We start from the raw sequence: 18,381 nt of genomic DNA on the forward strand, positions 1-18,381 counted from the left end.
TCGCACGGTAAGGCACGGGCAGCGTCATCGCCGCCCGTGCAACACGTCATGCGCCGTACTTGCGTGCCAGCGTGTCGTGCAGGGCGACGAACTCTTGCGACAGCTTGTGCTTGGGATCGAGGTGGACCATCGGTTTGGCCTGCTCGTGCGATTCCTTGATCTTCACCGAAGCCGACAGGTAGGGCTGCAACACGGGCAGACCTTCATCGATGAGTTCCTGCACCACCTTTTGCGGCAGGGTGGCGCGCGGCTGGAACTGGTTGACCACGATGCCCTCGACCTGCAGGTTGCGGTTGTGGTCGGACTTGATCTCCTGCACGTTCTCGAGCAGCGAGTACAGGGCCTTGCGCGAAAACTCGTCGCAGTCGAAGGGGATCAGGCAGGCGTCGGCCGCGATCAGCGCCGAACGGGTGAAGAAGTTGAGCGCGGGCGGCGTGTCGATGTAGACGCAGTCGAAGTCCTTTGCCAGCTCTTCGAGCGCATCGCGCAGCTTGTAGATCTTGTAGCGCGACTCGAGTTTGGACTGCAGCTCCTCGAGTTGCGGATGCGAGGGCATCACGTGCAGGCCCTCGAAAGGGGTGGCGACGATGAAGTCCTCGGTACCGCGCGGGTTGAGCTTGAAGTTGAGCGTCTGGTCGAAGAAATCCGCCAGTGTGGCTTCGAGGTCCTCGCCATTCGCGCCGAGGAGGTATTGGGTCGAGTTGCCTTGCGGGTCGAGGTCCACGACGAGGGTGCGCTTGCCCTGTTGCGCGCTGATCGCCGCCAGGTTGCAGGTGATGGTGGATTTGCCGACTCCGCCCTTCTGATTGAACACCACTCGCCGCATGCCTTTCTCCCCCTGTTCGTATGCGCCACGCCCTGCCTGCGGCGCGTCCGGAGCCCGCATTCTGCCAAAAACGGCCGCTGGCGGGGTGTGTGGCGGTGTCCATCGCCGTCGTGATGCGCCAGATCAGTCCGGCGCGATGCCAAATGGGGGCGGCTGCGCTAAACTTCCGCGACGTCAATCGAGGTCGTTCCTGCGCCGCTCGACGCGCAGCCACAAAAACAATTCCGCTTTTCCGAGAACATCCCGAACGATGCCCACGCAGCGCGACCGTCCCGGTCCGCTGTCGCCCCGCGGGCGAAGTGCTCGCCCGCGTTTCAGACACGACATACCTCAAGACTCGCAGAGGGGAGAACATGGACCAGGATTTCATCGCCGCCGCACTCGACTATCACCGCTCGCCGACACGCGGCAAGATTTCAGTCGTGCCCACCAAGGGGCTCACCAACCAGCGTGACCTCGCGCTTGCCTATTCGCCCGGCGTGGCGGCAGCCTGCGACGCCATCGTTGCCGATCCTGCGGAGGCCTTCGAACTCACCAGCCGTGGCAATCTGGTTGCGGTGGTCACCAACGGTACAGCGGTGCTCGGCCTGGGCAACATCGGGCCGCTGGCCTCGAAGCCGGTCATGGAGGGCAAGGGCTGCCTGTTCAAGAAGTTCGCCAATATCGACGTCTTCGATATCGAACTGGCAGAGAACGATCCCGACAAGCTGATCGAGATCATCGCCGCGCTCGAGCCCACGTTGGGCGGTATCAATCTCGAGGACATCAAGGCGCCCGAGTGCTTCTATATCGAGCAGAAGCTGCGCGAGCGCATGAAGATCCCGGTCTTCCATGACGACCAGCACGGCACCGCCATCATCTCTGCCGCGGGCCTGCTCAATGGCCTCAAGGTCATCGGCAAGGACATCGACAAGGTCAAGCTGGTGTGCTCGGGTGCCGGCGCGGCGGCGATCGCCTGCCTCGACCTGATGGTCAGCCTCGGTCTGAAGCGCGAGAACATCTTCGTCTGCGACTCCAAGGGGGTGATCTTCGTGGGCCGCGAGGCCAACATGGAGCCGACCAAGGCGCGCTACGCCCAGACGACCGATGCGCGCACGCTGGGCGATGCGATCGTCGGCGCCGACGTCTTCCTTGGCCTGTCAACCGCCGGTGTGCTCAAGCCCGAGATGGTCGCGAAGATGGCCGACCAGCCGCTGATCTTCGCGCTCGCCAACCCGAACCCCGAGATCCTGCCGGCCGACGCCAAGGCCGTGCGTCCGGACTGCATCGTCGCTACCGGCCGTTCGGACTTCCCGAACCAGGTCAATAACGTGCTGTGCTTCCCCTTCATCTTCCGTGGTGCGCTGGATGTGGGCGCGACCACGATCAACGAGGAGATGAAGCTCGCCTGCGTGAAGGCGATCGCCGAACTGGCCGAAGCCGAGGCCAGCGACATCGTCGCCAGCGCCTACGGTGGCCAGGAGCTGAGCTTCGGCCCCGAGTACATCATCCCCAAGCCCTTCGATCCGCGCCTGATCGTCAAGATCGCCCCCGCGGTGGCGAGGGCGGCGATGGACTCGGGCGTGGCGACCAAGCCGATCGAGGATTTCGACGCCTACGTCACCAGCCTCAACGCCTTCGTCTATCAGTCCGGCATCGTCATGAAGCCCGTGTTCTCGGCGGCCAAGGCCGTGCCGCCCGAGCAAAAGCGCGTGATCTACTGCGAGGGTGAGGACGAGCGCGTGTTGCACGCAGTGCGCGTGGTGCTCGACGAAGGCCTGGCGCGCCCGATCCTGATCGGCCGTCCCGAGGTCATCGAGATGCGCATCAAGAAGATCGGCCTCAACCTCCGGCCCGAGCGCGACTTCGAGATCGTCAATCCGGAATCCGATCCGCGCTACCGCGAACTGTGGAACGAGTACTACCGGTTGATGAAGCGCGACGGCGTGACGCCCGACCTCGCCAAGGCCAAGATCCGCCGCGATACCACCCTGATCGGCGCCATGCTGCTGCGCCGCGGGGACGCCGACGCGATGGTGTGCGGCACCTTCGGTACCTACGATTACCATCTCAAGCAGGTGGAGGACGTCATTGGCCTCGCGCCGGGCGCCAAGCAGTTCGCAGCGATGAACCTGCTGCTGCTGTCCAAGCGCATGCTGGCGATCACCGATACCTACGTCAATGAGAATCCGAGCGCCGCAGAGGTGGCCGAGATTGCCCGCATGGCTGCTGAAGAGCTGAGCCGTTTTGGCATCGAGCCGAGCGTGGCGCTGCTGTCGCACTCCAACTTTGGCAGCTCGGGCTCGGCCTCGGCACGCAAGATGCGCGAAGCCTGCGAGATCCTGCGTGCGACCGTGCCTGGCCTGAATGTCGATGGCGAGATGCACGGCGATGCCGCGCTCTCCGAAGAGATTCGCGACAAGCTGCACCCGGACTCCGACCTGAAGGGGGAAGCCAACCTGCTGGTGATGCCCAACCTCGACGCCGCCAACATCTCCTTCAACCTGATGAAGATGGCGAATGGCGATGGCGTGTCGGTTGGGCCGATCCTGCTCGGGGCGGCGAAGTCGGTGCACATCGTGACGCCGTCGGCGACCGTGCGCCGGCTGGTGAACATGACAGCGCTCGCCGTAGTGGATGCCAAGGAGTCGCGCAACGCCAGAGCTTGATTCGGGCGGGTGCTTTTGATGTGGGCGCAGGCGTCGCCCATGACATGGGGTGGCCGCGCGAGCGGCTGCCCCACATCGTTTCAAGGGAGCATGCGGTCTTGATTGTATTGCCTGATCTTCTGTCGCGTCCGCTCTGTGTGGTCGGGGCGGCGCTGTTGCTTGCCTTCTCGGCACCCGTGCAGGCTGGCGATTGGTTGCTCGCGGCGACCGACACACGAGTCGTTCCCGGCCAACGCTTCGAGGTCGTCGTCGTCGCTGCGGGTAGCTCGGCACAGTGGCCGGATCGACTGCCGGCGCGTATCGAGCTGCCCGGCGGCTCGCCCCAGGTCGCGATCGAACTCGTGGCCATGGCCGCGGCTCCAGGGGCTGCGGGCCAGCGGCGCTACTTTGCGCGCTGGCCGATGGAGGTCAATGGCGTGGTCACGCTGGCCCTGGCTGACCAGCCGCAGGCGCGTTTGCTGCTGGCCGCCGCCGCAACGACCGCCACCGATTCAGCGGAGCTTTCGCCGGCGGGCGCACTCGAGCAGATGGCGCCCGTTGCCAGGATGGCTGCCGGCACGCCGCCGGTCGAGCCGTCGGGCCTCGCCTTCCATGAGCCGATGTACTTCCTGGTCGGTGGCAGGGACCCCGTGTCGGCGCGTTTTCAGTTCAGCTTCAAGTACCGCATCTTCGCCGAGCGGGGCATCGTCGGCGAGAATATCCCGGTGGCGACAGGGCTGTACTTCGGCTTCACACAGACCTCCTTGTGGGATCTGCAGTCCGAATCCAAGCCCTTTCGCGACTCGAGCTTCCGGCCAACGCTGTTCTACAGCGTCGCAGCGACAGACGCCGAGGATCGCCTCGCGCTGACCTTGTCCGGCGGCTACGAACATGAGTCGAACGGCGAGGAGGACACGCCGTCGCGCAGTATCGACCTCCTGTTCCTGCGCGCCGAGGGGCGTTACCTGTTTGCCGACGGACGCACCTATCTCGGTGTGGCGCCAAAGCTGTGGACTTATCTCGATCGTGACGACAACCCGGATATCGCTCGCTACCGTGGCCATGGCGAGCTCGCACTGCGTCTCGGGCGCGATGACGGCTTGCTGTTCTCCGCACTGGTCCGGCGCGGGACTGCCGGCAAGATCGGTACGCAGTACGACCTGTCCTACCCCATCCGGCGCAGCGTGTTTTCCGGTGTGGGCGCATTCGTGCACCTGCAGGCCTACAGAGGGTACGGCGAGACCCTGCTCGAGTACGACGAGAAGAAGGACCCACAGTACCGACTGGGGATTTCGCTGGTACGCTGAGCGCCACCATGAGGAGCCGCCCATCTGGGCGGGCAACGACAAAGAGGAGATCACGCATGAGCCACGCGATTCGTTTTCACCGCACCGGCGGCCCCGAAGTCCTGCAGTGGGAGGCGGTTGTGTTGCCGCCTCCGGCGGCGGGCGAGGTGCGGCTGCGCCACCACGCGGTTGGACTCAACTTCATCGATACCTATCATCGCAGCGGGCTCTATCCGCTTGCGCTGCCCTCCGGTCTGGGCATGGAGGCGGCGGGCGTGGTCGAGGCGGTGGGCGAGGGCGTTACCGAGGTGAAGGCAGGCGACCGCGTGGCCTACACCAACGGCCCGCTCGATGCCTATTCCGAGCAGCGCAACATCCCGGCGCGCTTCCTGGTACCGCTGCCCGACGACATCTCCTTCGAGCAGGGCGCGGCGATGATGCTGCAGGGGATCACCGCACACTACCTGCTGCATTCGACCTACCCGCTGAAGGCCGGCGAGACGATCCTGGTGCATGCGGCCGCGGGCGGCGTGGGCTCGATCCTCGTACAGTGGGCCAAGCTGCTCGGCGCCACCGTGATCGGCACGGTGGGCAATGACGACAAGGCGGCGCGCGCGCTGGCACTTGGTTGCGACCACGTCATCGTCTATGCGCGCGAGCGCTTTCCCGAGCGCGTGCGCGAACTGACCGCGGGTAGGGGCGTGGCCGTGGTCTATGACTCGGTCGGACGCGACACCTTCCTCGACTCGGTGTCCTGCCTGCAGCGGCGCGGTACCATGGTGAGCTATGGCAATGCCACCGGGCCGGTTGCGCCGTTCGACTGCGCGCTGTTGCACAAGTCGGGCTCGGTGTTCGTGACCCGCCCCGGTCTGCCCGACTACATCGCCACGCGCGAGGAGCTGCTCGAGCGTGCAGCAGCGCTGTTCGAGGTGGTGCGCGGCGGCAAGGTCCGGATCGAGATCATGCAGCGCTTTGCGCTCAAGGATGCCGCACAGGCGCATCGTGAGCTCGAAGGGCGTAGAACGACCGGTTCCACGGTGCTGCTGCCCTGAGTACGGGCGAGGGGGCGGGTCGGGTAGAATTGGCGCCATGAATTCCGCAGCCAGTTCCCCGGGCGAGTCGAGCCTCGCCCCCAGCGCTCCGCGCTTCGTCCACCTCCGCCTGCACTCCGAATACTCGATCACCGACGGTATCGTCCAGCTCGACCAGGCGATCGCCGTCGCCGCGGCCGATGGCATGCCGGCGCTCGGCATGTCCGATCTTGCCAACCTGTTCGGCATGGTCAAGTTCTACAAGGGTGCGCGTGGCAAGGGCATCAAGCCGATCATCGGCGTAGATGCCTGGATCCAGAACGAAGCCGAGCGCGACAAGCCGCAGCGCGTGCTGCTCATCTGCAAGAGCCGTGCAGGCTACGGTCAGCTGTGCGAGCTGCTGACGCGCGCCTATCTGGAGAACAAGCACCGCGGCCGTGCCGAGATGCGTCGTGCGTGGTTCGAGGGCGGTGCAGCGAGCGAACTGTTGTGCCTGTCAGGTGCGATGAGCGGCGACATCGGCGCCGCCATCGCTGCCGGCAACCGCGACCTTGCCGAGCAACTCGCGGCCGACTGGGCCCGCCTCTTCCCGGGTGCGTTCTACATCGAGGTCCAGCGCGCCGGCCATCCCGGCACCGAAGCATACATACGCCATGCGGTGGACATCGCCGGGCGGCTCGGACTGCCGGTGGTGGCGACCCACCCGGTGCAGTTCCTCAAGCGCGAGGACTTCCGCGCCCACGAGGCGCGCGTGTGCATTGCCCAGGGCTATGTGCTCGCCGACAAGCGCAGGCCGCGCGACTTCACCGAGGAGCAGTACCTCAAGAGCCAGGCCGAAATGTGCGAGCTCTTCGCCGACCTCCCCGAGGCGCTCGAGAACGCGGTCGAGATCGCACGCCGCTGCTCGCTCACGGTACAGCTGGGCAAGAACTTCCTGCCGCTGTTCCCGACCCCCGAGGGCATGACGCTGGACGACTTTCTCGTCCACGAGGCCAAGGCCGGCCTCGAGCGGCGCCTCGCCCAGCTCTACCCCCATCCCGAAGAACGCGAGAAGCAGCGTCCGCGCTATGAGGAGCGGCTCAAGTTCGAGACCGACACCATCATCCAGATGGGTTTTCCGGGCTACTTCCTGATCGTTGCCGACTTCATTCGCTGGGGCAAGAAGAACGGCGTGCCGGTCGGTCCGGGCCGCGGCTCGGGCGCGGGTTCGCTGGTGGCCTATTCGCTCGACATCACCGACCTCGACCCGCTCGAGTACGCGCTGCTGTTCGAGCGCTTCCTGAACCCGGAGCGGGTGTCGATGCCCGACTTCGACATCGACTTCTGCCAGGACAACCGCTACCGCGTCATCGAGTACGTGCGCGAGCGCTACGGCAAGGACGCAGTCAGCCAGATCGCCACCTTCGGCACCATGGCATCGAAGGCGGTGGTGCGTGACGTGGGCCGTGTGCTCGACCTGCCCTACGGCCTGTGCGACCGCCTGTCCAAGCTGATCCCGATCGAGGGCGCCAAGCCCGTCTCGCTGAACAAAGCCTACGAGATGGAGCCGCAGATCGGCGAGATGATGAAGGACGGCAACGACGGCGAGGCCATCCAGACCTTGTGGGGCCTGGCGCAGCCGCTCGAGGGCCTGTCCCGCAACGTCGGCATGCACGCCGGCGGCGTGCTGATCGCGCCAGGCAAGCTCACCGACTTCTGCCCGCTCTACATCGCCGACGGCGATGACGCCACGCCGGTTTCCCAGTTCGACAAGGACGACGTCGAAGCCGTCGGCCTGGTCAAGTTCGACTTCCTCGGCCTGCGCAACCTCACCATCATCGAGCTCGCGCTGGAGTACATCGAGCGCATGACGGGGAACCGCCCCGACCTCATGAGCCTGGGCTTCGAGGACCCCGCCGCCTACCAGATCCTGAAGGACGCCAACACCACGGCGATCTTCCAGGTCGAATCGGACGGCATGAAGAAGCTGCTCAAGAAGCTCGCGCCCGACCGCTTCGAGGACATCATCGCGGTGCTCGCGCTCTACCGCCCCGGTCCGCTCGGCTCGGGCATGGTGGATGACTTCATCCTGCGCAAGAAGGGCCAGCAGGAGATCGACTACTTCCACCCCGACCTGAAAGCCTGCCTGGAACCGACCTACGGCGTCATCGTGTACCAGGAACAGGTGATGCAGATCTCGCAGATCATCGGCGGCTACACCCTGGGCGGCGCCGACATGCTGCGTCGCGCGATGGGCAAGAAGAAGGCCGATGAGATGGCCAAGCATCGCGCCACCATTGCCGAGGGCGCCAAGCACAAGGGCTACGACCCGGCGCTCGCCGAGCAACTCTTCGACCTGATGACCAAGTTCGCGGAGTACGGCTTCAACAAGTCGCACACCGCCGCCTACGCGGTCGTCACCTACCACACTGCCTGGCTCAAGGCGCACCACTGCGCTGCCTTCATGGCGGCGACGATGTCGTCCGACCTGGACAATACCGACACCGTCAAGATCTTCTACGAGGATACGGTCGCCAACGGCATCGCGGTGTTGCCGCCGGACGTGAACGAATCCGACTACCGCTTCGTGCCGGTGGACCGCAAGACCATCCGCTACGGCCTGGGTGCGGTGAAGGGCGTGGGTGAGCCAGCGGTGCGGGCGATCCTCGCGGCGCGCGAGAAAGCGGGTGTTTTCCGCGACCTGTTCGATTTTTGCGAGCGCGTCGACCGCCGCATGGTGAACCGCCGCGTCATCGAGGCGCTCATCCGCGCTGGCGCAATGGACACGTTGTCAGGCCACCAGGGCCTGGACCGCGCCCAGCTGATGGCCACCGTGGCACTGGCGATGGAAGCTGCCGAGCAGGCGGCGGCCAACGCCATGCAGGGAGGCCTTTTCGACCTGATGCCGGAGGCTGCGGGTGCGGCGCCCGAGTTCGCCAGGATCCGCCCCTGGACCGAGCGCGAGCGGCTCAAGGAGGAGAAGCTTGCGATCGGCTTCTTCCTCTCCGGCCACCCATTCAATGCCTTCAAGTCCGAGGTGCGTCGCTTCGTCCGCCGCACGCTGGCCCAGCTCGAGCCCTCGCGCGACCTGACCATGCTCGCCGGCGTTGTGATGGAGCAGCGCACCAAGGTTGGCAACCGCGGCAAGATGGCCTTCATTCTGCTCGATGATGGCACCCAGCCGCGCGAGGTCACGGTGTACTCCGAGGTTCTGGAGGCCAGCCGCGGCAAGATCGTCACCGACGAGGTGCTGGTGGTCGAGGCCAAGGTGAGCAACGACGACTTCTCCGGCGGGCTGCGCATCAACGCCGACCGCCTGCTCACGCTTGGCGAGGCGCGCAGCCGCTTCGCGCGCGCGCTGGCTTTGCGCATCAACGGCGAGGCCGCAGCGAGCGGAGGCCCCCTCGCTGCGGCGGGCAAACTGCAGACCCTGCTCGAGCCCTTCCGTGACGGCGGCTGTCCGATTCGCGTGCGTTACCGCAATGCTGCGGCCGAGGCCGAACTGCCCTTGGGCGAGGCGTGGCGCGTCAGGCTCGAGGACGCCTTGCTCGAGAGTCTGCGCGAGTGGCTGCCACCCGAGGCCGTCGAGGTGGTTTACCCGGCGTGAGCATTGCCACCGCGTTGTTCAGGCATAGGCCAGCTCCGGTTCCTTGCCGCTGAGTTGCTGGGCACGGATCAGCGCTGCGGTGAGGTTGTCGGTGACGTTTCCGTCGCCAAGCTGGTCCAGGAAGCCCGAGCGGAAAACCAGCGAGCCCGGCTGCGCGTTCAGGCCGCAGAGCACCAGGTAGGCGCCGCGTTTGCCGAGGTTGCGATGCAGGGTCTGCAGGATGTCCAGGCCGGTGGTGTCGATGCTGATGACCTTGTCCATGTCCAGAATGACCACGTCGGGATGTCCATCCTGCATCAGCAGCAGGTTCTCGAGCTTGTTGGCGGCGCCGAAGAACAGGCTGCCGAACATCTTGTAGGCGAGAATGCGTGGCGTACCGTCTGTACGTTCGACTGCACCTGCACCGTAGTAGTCCTCGAGTGCCACGCGCTCGATACGGGTGAGATCCGACATCCGGTAGATGAAGAACAGGCTCGCCAGCACCATGCCGATCTCGACTGCCAGCGTGAGGTCGAACAGCACGGTGATGAAGAAGGTGCCGAGCAGGATGGTGCGGTACTGCAGCGAGTAGCGTGTCAGCTCGCCAGGTGCGAAGGCGTGCCATTCGCCCATGTTGATGGCGACCACCACTACGATGGCCGACAGCGTGGCGAGCGGGATGTGGCTGGCCAGGGGGGCGAGTGCGAGCACGATCGCCAGCAGCACGCCGGCATGGATCACGCCTGCGATCGGAGTGCGGCCGCCGCTGCGGATATTGGTGGCGGTGCGCGCGATGGCGCCGGTGGCGGCGAAGCCGCCGAACAGCGGCGCGGCGACGTTGGCGATGCCTTGTGCCATCAACTCCTGATTGGGGTCGTGGCGGTCGTCGATCTGGCTGTCGGCAACGCGGGCCGACAGCAGCGACTCGATGGCGCCGAGTAGCGCAATGGTGAGTGCCGGTGTGATCAGCTTGCCCAGCGTGCCCAGGCTGAGTTCGGGCAGGCCGAAGCTGGGGATCTCCTGCGGAATGCCGCCGAAGCGGCTGCCGATGGTGTCGACCGGCAGGGCGAACAGGGCATTGACTGCCGTCATGACGATCAGCACTGCCAGTGGGCCGGGCAGGCGGCGCATCCAGGCAGAGCGTGCAGCCTGCCGGTTCCAGCCCACCAGAATGACGAGCGAGGCGGTGGCGACGGCGACAGTGGCAGGGTCGATGCTCGGCAGCGCGCTCCACAGCGCCGCCATCTTGGCGAAGAACTCACCCGGCAGATTGTCGACCTGCAGGCCGAGGAAGTCCTTGATCTGCGAGATGAAGATGACCACCGCGATGCCGTTGGTGAAGCCGATGACGACCGACAGCGGGATGAAGCGGATCATGTTGCCCAGGCGCAGCGCACCCATGGCGAACAGCAGCACGCCCGACATCATGGTGGCGATGAGCAGGTTCTGCACGCCGTGGTCGACGACGATGGCGTAGATGATGGGGATGAAGGCGCCGGTGGGGCCGCCGATCTGAACCTTCGAGCCACCCAGCAAGGAGATGAGCAGGCCGGCGACGATTGCCGTCCAGATGCCGGCCGTGGGCGACATGCCCGAGGCAATGGCGAAGGCCATCGCCAGCGGCAGTGCGAGCACGCCGACGGTGATGCCGGCGGAGATATCCCCGGCGAGGCCGCTGCGGCCATAGCCGGGCAGGGTGTCGAGGAGTTTGGGGCGGAACTGGATCTTCATGCTGTCTCCGGTGCAGGTCTGGACGAAGCTTGCAGCACCGCCCGACGGGCGGCGCTAGGGAGACAGCCGCCCTCGACCTGCGTGATGCAGGACCATCCAGCGTTTCGAGGGCGTGAGCGGCATGAAGTCGGCGCCTTACTTGACCTTCATGCCAGGCAGGGCGCCGGCGTCAGGCGACAGGATGAAGAGCCCTGGGGTGCTGCCGTCGGTGTCCGAGGCCGCCAGCACCATGCCCTCGCTCATGCCGAACTTCATCTTGCGCGGTGCCAGGTTGGCGACCATCACCGTCATGCGCCCGACCAGCGAGGCGGGATCGTAGGCCGACTTGATGCCGGCGAAGACCTGGCGCGGCTTGGGGTTGCCGGCCTCATCCGTCTCGCCGATGTCGAGCGAGAGGCGGATCAGCTTGTCCGCACCCTCGACATGCTCTGCGTTGACGATCTTTGCGATGCGCAGGTCGACCTTGGTGAAGTCATCGATCGAGATGTGGGCCGAGGGTGTCTCGGCTGACTGCGCAGCGTGTTGCTGCTTCTCGGCGTGGCGCTGCTGTGAGGACGCAGCCTTGGCTACCGCAGCGTCCTTGGCCGGCGCCGCGGCAGGTGCGAGCGACTCGCGGTTGGCCTCGAGCAGGGCATCGATCTGCTTGCGCTCGACGCGCGTCATCAGGTGGCTATAGGCCTGGATGGCGTGGCCGGCGGGCAGTGCTGCCCAGTCGCCCCGCCAGTCCATCGCCGGGATGGCGAGGAAGGCCTCGACCTGCGCGGCCAGCGCCGGCAGCACCGGCTTGAGGTAGCGGGTGAGGTCGCGGAACATGGTCAGCGCGGTGCTGCACACGGCGTGCAGGCGGGCCTCCTGGCCTTCCTGCTTGGCGAGCTCCCACGGCTTGTGGTCGTTGACGTACTGATTGGCGACATCGGCCAGGCGCATGATCTCGCGCAGCGCGCGGCTGTAGTCGCGCTCGTCATAGGCGGCGGCGATGCGACCCTCGGTCCAGGCCGCTGCGAACTCGGCACAGGCGGCGGCATCGACTTCGCCCAGCTTGCCGTCGAAGCGCTTGCCGATGAAGCCGGCGCAGCGGCTGGCGATATTCACGAACTTGCCGACGAGGTCGGCATTGACCTTGGCGATCATGTCGTCGAGGTTGAGGTCGACGTCTTCCATGGTGCCGTTGGACTTGCCGGCGAAGTAGTAGCGCAGCCACTCGGGGTTGAGCTTCTGAGCGATGTAGGAGTGCGCGGTGATGAAGGTGCCGCGGCTCTTGCTCATCTTGGCGCCGTCGACGGTGAGAAAGCCGTTGACGCACAACTGGCTGGGGGTGGCATAGCCGGCGAACTTCAGCATCGCCGGCCAGAACAGGGCGTGGAAATAGAGGATGTCCTTGCCGATGAAGTGCACCATCTCGGTGCCGGCCACGGCGGCGCGGGAGGCGTCGGTGTAATCCTCGACTGCAATCGTCTCGCCCGTGGCGGCGCGCTTCTCGGCGAGGTTGCGGAAGCTGGCGAGGTAGCCGATCGGCGCGTCCAGCCAGACGTAGAAGTACTTGCCCGGCGCGCCCGGGATCTCGAAGCCGAAGTAGGGCGCGTCGCGCGAGATGTCCCAGTCGGAAAGCTTGTTTTCGCCAGCTTCGCCGAGCCACTCCTTCATCTTGTTGGCGGCCTCCGCCTGCAGGCGGCGCTCACCGGCGGTGTTGGTGCCGCGCGTCCATTCGCGCAGGAAGGCGACCGCGCGCTCGTCCGAGAGGCGGAAGAAGTAGTGCTCCGAGGTCTTCAGCACCGGCTTGGCGCCGGATACCGCGGAGTAGGGGTTCTTGAGTTCGGTGGGGGCGTAGGCCGCGCCGCAGGCTTCGCAGTTGTCGCCGTACTGGTCGGCGGCACCGCATTTGGGGCACTCGCCCTTGATGAAGCGGTCGGGCAGGAACATCTCCTTGACCGGGTCGTAGTACTGCTCGATCGAGCGCGTGTCGATGAGGCCGCCGGTCTTGAGCTTGCCGTAGATGTCCTCGGCGTAGAAGCGGTTCTCGGCGCTGTGCGTGGAGTGGTAGTTGTCGAAGGCGACGCCAAAGGCGGTGAAGTCGCGCAGGTGCTCGCCGTGCACGCGGTCGATGAGCTGCTCGGGGGTCAGGCCTTCCTTTTCGGCGCGCAGCATGACCGGCGTGCCATGGGTGTCGTCCGCACAGACGTAGTGCACCGCATGGCCGCGCATGCGCTGGTAGCGCACCCAGATGTCGGCCTGGATGTAACCCACCAGGTGGCCGAGGTGGATGTCGCCGTTGGCGTAGGGCAGGGCGTTGGTGACGAGGAGCTTGCGGGACATGTTGGGCGTGCGCAGATTAAAGACGCCGAGTTTATCAAACGCAGCCGCCGACGTATGGTTCGCGGCGCGGCGCGCAGGAGATCAGGGCAACTGGCGCAGCAGCAGTTCGACTCGGCGGTTGCGCATGCGCCCCTCTTCGGTGGCGTTGCTGGTGAGCGGGTCGGCCTCGCCGCGGCCGTCGGCCTGCAGACGCTCGAGCCCGATGCCGCGCTGGCGCAGGTGTTCGACGACGGCCTCCGCGCGCGCGATCGACAAGCGCAGATTGACCATCTCGCTGCCCTGGCTGTCGGTGTGGCCGATGACCTTCACCAGCACGTTGAGGTTCTCGGCGAGGACGGGGGCGAGGGTGTCGAGCACGTGTGCGAGCGACGGGCGGATCTCGGTGCTGCCCGAAGTGAAGCCGTCCGCGACTGGGATCTGCAGGTTGATGCCTGCAGCGTCGATGGGGCCGATCTGAATGGCGGGCAGCGTGCTGGCCACCGTGCCCAGTTCGGTGCGCAGTGCCTGCCAGTCCGGCGCTGCAGTGGCCGGCCGTACCAAGGCATGCTTGTGCACAGGGTCGCCGCCGGCCTTTTCGCCGGGTGCGAGGCCGGGGGTTGCGCAGGCGGCCAGAAGAGCCAGGGGAAGCAGGGCGAGGCATGACGGTTTGGGGGGGCGTGCTTTCATCATGGCTAGGGTGTGTGGTCGAGTCTGAAGGGAGCGTTCGCAGCAGGGGGGAAACCCTGCTGCCGTCGCGGATGAGCGAAACGTTGCGCTCCGGTATGATGCGGCGGATTTCGCCAATGTTCGGCGATCCCGGATTATCAAGGAAAACGCGATGAGTCTTGATCAGGAAACCGTAACCGAAGCCCTCCGCCAGCTGATCGACCCGAACACGGGCAAGGATTTCATTACCGGGCGCAGCATCCGCAATCTGGTGGTCGAGGGCGGCAGCGTTCGCTTCGACGTCGAACTGGGGTATCCGGCGAAGAGCCAGCATGAGCCGATCCGGGCCTTGCTCGCGGATGCGCTGGCCAAGTTGCCCGGCGTGACCAGCGTAGAAGCGCGCGTCAGCAGCAAGGTGGTGGCCCATGCAGTGCAGCAGGGGGTAAAGCTGCTGCCGGGCGTGCGCAACATCATCGCAGTGGCTTCGGGCAAGGGCGGTGTCGGCAAGAGCACGACGGCGGTCAACCTGGCATTGGCGCTGGCGGCCGAGGGCGCGCGCGTGGGTATCCTCGATGCCGACATCTATGGGCCATCGCAGCCCCAGATGCTGGGCATCGGTGACCAGCGTCCGGTGTCGGACGATGGCAAGACCATGATCCCGCTCGAGGCCTACGGCCTGCAGGCGATGTCGATCGGCTTCCTGATCGAGCAGGATACGCCGATGGTGTGGCGCGGCCCGATGGCAACGCAGGCCCTCAACCAGTTGCTCAAGGACACCGCCTGGCACGACCTCGACTATCTCGTCATCGACATGCCGCCGGGTACCGGAGACATCCAGCTCACGCTGTCGCAGAGCGTGCCCGTAACCGGGGCTGTGATCGTCACCACGCCGCAGGACATCGCCTTGCTCGACGCACGCAAGGGGGTGAAGATGTTCGAGAAGGTGGGGGTGCCCATCCTCGGCGTGGTCGAGAACATGAGCATCCACATCTGTTCGAAGTGCGGCCACGAGGAGCACATCTTCGGGCAGGGCGGGGGTGAGAAGATGTGTGCCGATTTCGACACCCCCTTCCTTGGCGCCTTGCCGCTCGACATCCAGATCCGCTCCGAGGCCGATAGCGGGGCCCCCACCGTGGTGGCCGATCCGGACGGCCGCATTGCTGCGCTCTACAAGCAGATCGCGCGCAAGGTCGCGGTGCGTATTGCAGAGAAGGCCAAGGACATGACCCACAAGTTCCCTAACATCGTGGTCAAGAACAGCTGAGTTCACGGGCCGGGCGTGCGGGATGCTGCAGGAGGGCAGCTCGCGCGCGATGCCCTTTCCTGCGGCGCGCGCTTGCCCTACACTCACGCGCTTTGAAACCGGCCCCCGGGGCCGCACTGGAAACGCGCCGATGTCCATCAAGTCCGACAAGTGGATCCGCCGCATGGCCGACGAGGCCGGCATGATCGAGCCGTTCGCGCCGGAGTTGGTGCGTAGCAACGACAGCGGCCGCATCGTCTCCTACGGCACGTCAAGCTATGGCTACGACGTGCGCGTGGCCAACGAATTCAAGATCTTCACCAACATCAACTCGACCATCGTCGATCCGAAGGATTTCGACGCGCGCAACTTCGTCGATTTCACTGGCGACGTGTGCATCATCCCGCCGAATTCCTTTGCGCTGGCGCGTACGGTCGAGTACTTCCGCATTCCGCGCAGCGTGCTGACGGTGTGCCTGGGCAAGAGCACCTACGCGCGCTGCGGCATCATCGTCAACGTCACCCCGCTCGAACCGGAGTGGGAGGGCCATGTGACGCTCGAGTTCTCCAATACCACGCCGCTGCCGGCCAAGATCTACGCCAACGAAGGTGTTGCGCAGATGCTCTTCTTCGAGTCGGACGACGTGTGTGAAACGTCCTACAAGGACCGGGGTGGCAAGTACCTCGGACAGACTGGCGTGACCCTGCCCAAGATCTGAGCGCTGGCGTGTGCCACCACTGCATGAACGGGGCCGCCTGACGGCCCCTTGTGCTTTCTCGAACCACTTTCGGTAACGTGCAGGCAACGCTCGACGAGTAAATTGCCTGTTTTGTCCGTCCCGCAAGGACCCCGCTGGAGAGGACCAGGATGAAATTCCATTTCCCCATCATCATCATCGACGAGGATTTCCGCTCGGAGAATACGTCCGGACTGGGGATCCGCGCGCTTGCCAAGGCGATCGAGGACGAGGGCATGGAGGTGCTGGGCGTCACCAGCTACGGCGACCTGACTTCGTTTGCCCAGCAGCAGAGCCGCGGATCGACGTTCATTCTGTCGATCGACGACGAGGAGTTCTCGTCGCCCGAGGCCTCGGCCAAGGCGATTGCCGATCTGCGCGCATTCGTGGTCGAGATTCGCTTCCGCAATGCGGACATCCCGATCTTCCTGCACGGCGAGACGCGCACCACGCGGCACATCCCCAACGATGTACTGCGCGAGATGCACGGCTTCATCCACATGTTCGAAGATACGCCGGAGTTCATCGCTCGCTATGTGGTGCGCGAGGCGAAGAACTACCTCGATTCGCTGGCACCGCCGTTCTTCCGTGCGCTCACGCACTACGCGGCCGACAGCTCGTATTCATGGCACTGCCCGGGGCACTCGGGCGGCGTCGCCTTCCTCAAGAGCCCGGTGGGGCAGATGTTCCACCAGTTCTTCGGTGAGAACATGCTGCGCGCGGACGTGTGCAATGCGGTCGACGAACTCGGCCAACTGCTCGACCACACCGGCCCGGTGGCGGCCTCGGAGCGCAACGCGGCGCGCATCTTCAACTGCGATCACCTGTACTTCGTCACCAACGGCACATCGACCTCGAACAAGATGGTGTGGCACACCACGGTCGCGCCCGGTGACATCGTCGTGGTGGACCGCAACTGCCACAAGTCCATCCTCCACTCGATCATCATGACCGGCGCGGTACCGGTGTTCCTGACGCCGACGCGCAACCATTACGGCATCATCGGACCGATTCCGCTCGAGGAGTTCTCGGTCGAGAATATCCAGAAGAAGATCGAGGCGAACCCTTTCGCACGTGAAGCCAAGAGCAAGAAGCCGCGTATCCTCACCATCACCCAGTCGACCTATGACGGCGTGGTGTACAACGTCGAGACGATCAAGGACATGCTCGACGGCGAGATCGATACGCTGCACTTCGACGAAGCCTGGCTGCCCCATGCGGCGTTCCACGATTTCTACGGCGATTACCACGCCATCGGCGCCGATCGTCCGCGCTGCCGCGAGTCGATGGTGTTCTCGACCCAATCCACGCACAAGCTGCTGGCCGGCCTGAGCCAGGCCTCGCAGATCCTGGTGCAGGACTCGCAGACGCGCAAGCTCGATCGCGACATCTTCAACGAGGCCTACCTGATGCATACCTCGACCTCGCCACAGTACGCGATCATCGCGTCCTGCGACGTCGCTGCGGCGATGATGGAGGCGCCTGGCGGGCCGGCGCTGGTCAATGAGTCGCTGTCGGAGGCTGTCGAGTTCCGCCGCGCAATGCGCAAGGTCGACGCCGAGTTCGGCGATGACGACTGGTGGTTCAAGGTGTGGGGGCCGGAGTTCCTGGCCGAAGAGGGTATCGGTACGCGTGAAGACTGGACCCTTAAGGCGGGCGAGCGCTGGCATGGTTTCGGAGACCTGGCCGATGGCTTCAACATCCTTGACCCGATCAAGGCCACGATCATCACGCCGGGCCTCAACATGGACGGAGACTTCGCCGAGCATACGGGCATTCCGGCGGCGATCGTCACCAAGTATCTCGCCGAGCACGGCATCATTGTCGAGAAGACCGGGCTCTATTCCTTCTTCATCATGTTCACCATCGGTATCACCAAGGGCCGCTGGAACACCATGGTGACGGAGTTGCAGCAGTTCAAGGACGACTACGACCGCAACCAGCCGCTATGGCGGGTGATGCCCGAGTTCATCGCCAAGCACCCGCGCTACGAGCGCGTGGGCCTGAAGGATCTCTGCGACCAGATCCACAGCTTCTACAAGGCGCATGATGTCGCGCGCCTGACCACGGAGATGTACTTGTCGGACATGGTGCCGGCAATGAAGCCTGCCAATGCCTTTGCGAAGATGGCTCACCGTGAGATCGAGCGCGTGGCTCTGGACGAGCTCGAGGGTCGGGTCACCGCGATGCTGGTAACCCCTTATCCGCCGGGTATTCCGCTGCTCATCCCGGGCGAGCGCTTCAACGCCACGATTGTGCGCTACCTCAAGTTCGCGCGCGATTTCAATGCCCGCTTCCCTGGCTTTGAGACTGATATCCATGGTCTCGTGAAGGGCGAAGATGGGCGCTACCACGTCGACTGCGTTGCCGACTGAGCG

11 protein-coding genes are annotated in these 18,381 nt (G+C 65.1%); 7 read left to right on the plus strand and 4 right to left on the minus strand.

The features are described 5' to 3' along the window. Positions 1 to 46 precede the first annotated feature (46 nt). Positions 47 to 826, minus strand: coding sequence for a ParA family protein (locus LQF09_RS06125; protein WP_270069450.1), 780 nt, complete (start codon positions 824 to 826; stop codon positions 47 to 49). Positions 827 to 1,179: 353 nt separating this feature from the next. Between LQF09_RS06125 and LQF09_RS06130 the strand changes: the two genes are divergently transcribed. From LQF09_RS06130 to dnaE, 4 genes are all read left to right on the plus strand, one after another. After that, positions 1,180 to 3,474: an NADP-dependent malic enzyme gene (locus LQF09_RS06130; RefSeq protein ID WP_002931737.1), complete on the plus strand. Its 2,295-nt coding sequence runs from the start codon at positions 1,180 to 1,182 to the stop codon at positions 3,472 to 3,474. A 98-nt stretch (positions 3,475 to 3,572) separates the two neighbouring features. Next, complete coding sequence (locus LQF09_RS06135) at positions 3,573 to 4,760, plus strand: phospholipase A (RefSeq protein ID WP_270069451.1); 1,188 nt, start codon at positions 3,573 to 3,575, stop codon at positions 4,758 to 4,760. 56 nt (positions 4,761 to 4,816) lie between these two features. Continuing rightward, positions 4,817 to 5,791 carry a quinone oxidoreductase family protein gene (locus LQF09_RS06140; RefSeq protein WP_270069452.1) on the plus strand — a complete coding sequence of 325 codons (975 nt, stop codon included), beginning with the start codon at positions 4,817 to 4,819 and terminating at the stop codon, positions 5,789 to 5,791. Between the two features lie 37 nt (positions 5,792 to 5,828). After that, positions 5,829 to 9,356 carry a DNA polymerase III subunit alpha gene (gene dnaE, locus LQF09_RS06145; protein ID WP_270069453.1) on the plus strand — a complete coding sequence of 1,176 codons (3,528 nt, stop codon included), beginning with the start codon at positions 5,829 to 5,831 and terminating at the stop codon, positions 9,354 to 9,356. Between the two features lie 18 nt (positions 9,357 to 9,374). On the opposite strand, the gene LQF09_RS06150 is transcribed toward dnaE, so the two are convergent. From LQF09_RS06150 to LQF09_RS06160, 3 genes are all read right to left on the minus strand, one after another. After that, positions 9,375 to 11,066, minus strand: a complete 1,692-nt coding sequence (locus LQF09_RS06150; RefSeq protein ID WP_002931741.1) for a SulP family inorganic anion transporter — start codon at positions 11,064 to 11,066, stop codon at positions 9,375 to 9,377. 135 nt (positions 11,067 to 11,201) lie between these two features. Beyond that, a complete protein-coding gene (gene metG, locus LQF09_RS06155) occupies positions 11,202 to 13,379 on the minus strand; it encodes a methionine--tRNA ligase (RefSeq protein WP_270069454.1) in 2,178 nt (725 codons plus the stop codon). An 81-nt stretch (positions 13,380 to 13,460) separates the two neighbouring features. After that, positions 13,461 to 14,048 (minus strand): OmpA family protein, encoded by a 588-nt coding sequence (locus tag LQF09_RS06160; RefSeq protein ID WP_270069455.1) that lies wholly within the window; start codon positions 14,046 to 14,048, stop codon positions 13,461 to 13,463. 148 nt (positions 14,049 to 14,196) lie between these two features. Between LQF09_RS06160 and apbC the strand changes: the two genes are divergently transcribed. The 3 genes from apbC (at position 14,197) to LQF09_RS06175 (ending at position 18,378) form a co-directional block, all read left to right on the plus strand. Continuing rightward, the gene (apbC, locus tag LQF09_RS06165) at positions 14,197 to 15,288 is read left to right on the plus strand and encodes an iron-sulfur cluster carrier protein ApbC (RefSeq protein ID WP_002931746.1); all 1,092 of its coding nucleotides are present in this window, start codon (positions 14,197 to 14,199) and stop codon (positions 15,286 to 15,288) included. Between the two features lie 130 nt (positions 15,289 to 15,418). Then, on the plus strand, positions 15,419 to 15,985 hold the full coding sequence (gene dcd, locus LQF09_RS06170; RefSeq protein WP_002931753.1) for a dCTP deaminase: 567 nt from the start codon (positions 15,419 to 15,421) through the stop codon (positions 15,983 to 15,985). A gap of 149 nt (positions 15,986 to 16,134) precedes the next feature. Then, a complete protein-coding gene (locus LQF09_RS06175; RefSeq protein ID WP_002931754.1) occupies positions 16,135 to 18,378 on the plus strand; it encodes an arginine/lysine/ornithine decarboxylase in 2,244 nt (747 codons plus the stop codon). The last annotated feature ends 3 nt before the right edge of the window (positions 18,379 to 18,381 follow it).

It is taken from the genome of Thauera sp. WB-2, assembly GCF_027594845.1.
GTDB classification, from domain to species: domain Bacteria; phylum Pseudomonadota; class Gammaproteobacteria; order Burkholderiales; family Rhodocyclaceae; genus Thauera; species Thauera mechernichensis.

What these genes read in the sequence shown, in the direction of transcription:
- LQF09_RS06125 (WP_270069450.1), bottom strand. Translation starts at nt 826, where the DNA reads ATGCGGCGAGTGGTGTTCAATCAGAAGGGCGGAGTCGGCAAATCCACC.
- LQF09_RS06130 (WP_002931737.1), top strand. Translation starts at nt 1,180, where the DNA reads ATGGACCAGGATTTCATCGCCGCCGCACTCGACTATCACCGCTCGCCG.
- LQF09_RS06140 (WP_270069452.1), top strand. Translation starts at nt 4,817, where the DNA reads ATGAGCCACGCGATTCGTTTTCACCGCACCGGCGGCCCCGAAGTCCTG.
- dnaE (WP_270069453.1), top strand. Translation starts at nt 5,829, where the DNA reads ATGAATTCCGCAGCCAGTTCCCCGGGCGAGTCGAGCCTCGCCCCCAGC.
- LQF09_RS06150 (WP_002931741.1), bottom strand. Translation starts at nt 11,066, where the DNA reads ATGAAGATCCAGTTCCGCCCCAAACTCCTCGACACCCTGCCCGGCTAT.
- metG (WP_270069454.1), bottom strand. Translation starts at nt 13,379, where the DNA reads ATGTCCCGCAAGCTCCTCGTCACCAACGCCCTGCCCTACGCCAACGGC.
- LQF09_RS06160 (WP_270069455.1), bottom strand. Translation starts at nt 14,048, where the DNA reads ATGATGAAAGCACGCCCCCCCAAACCGTCATGCCTCGCCCTGCTTCCC.
- apbC (WP_002931746.1), top strand. Translation starts at nt 14,197, where the DNA reads ATGAGTCTTGATCAGGAAACCGTAACCGAAGCCCTCCGCCAGCTGATC.
- dcd (WP_002931753.1), top strand. Translation starts at nt 15,419, where the DNA reads ATGTCCATCAAGTCCGACAAGTGGATCCGCCGCATGGCCGACGAGGCC.
- LQF09_RS06175 (WP_002931754.1), top strand. Translation starts at nt 16,135, where the DNA reads ATGAAATTCCATTTCCCCATCATCATCATCGACGAGGATTTCCGCTCG.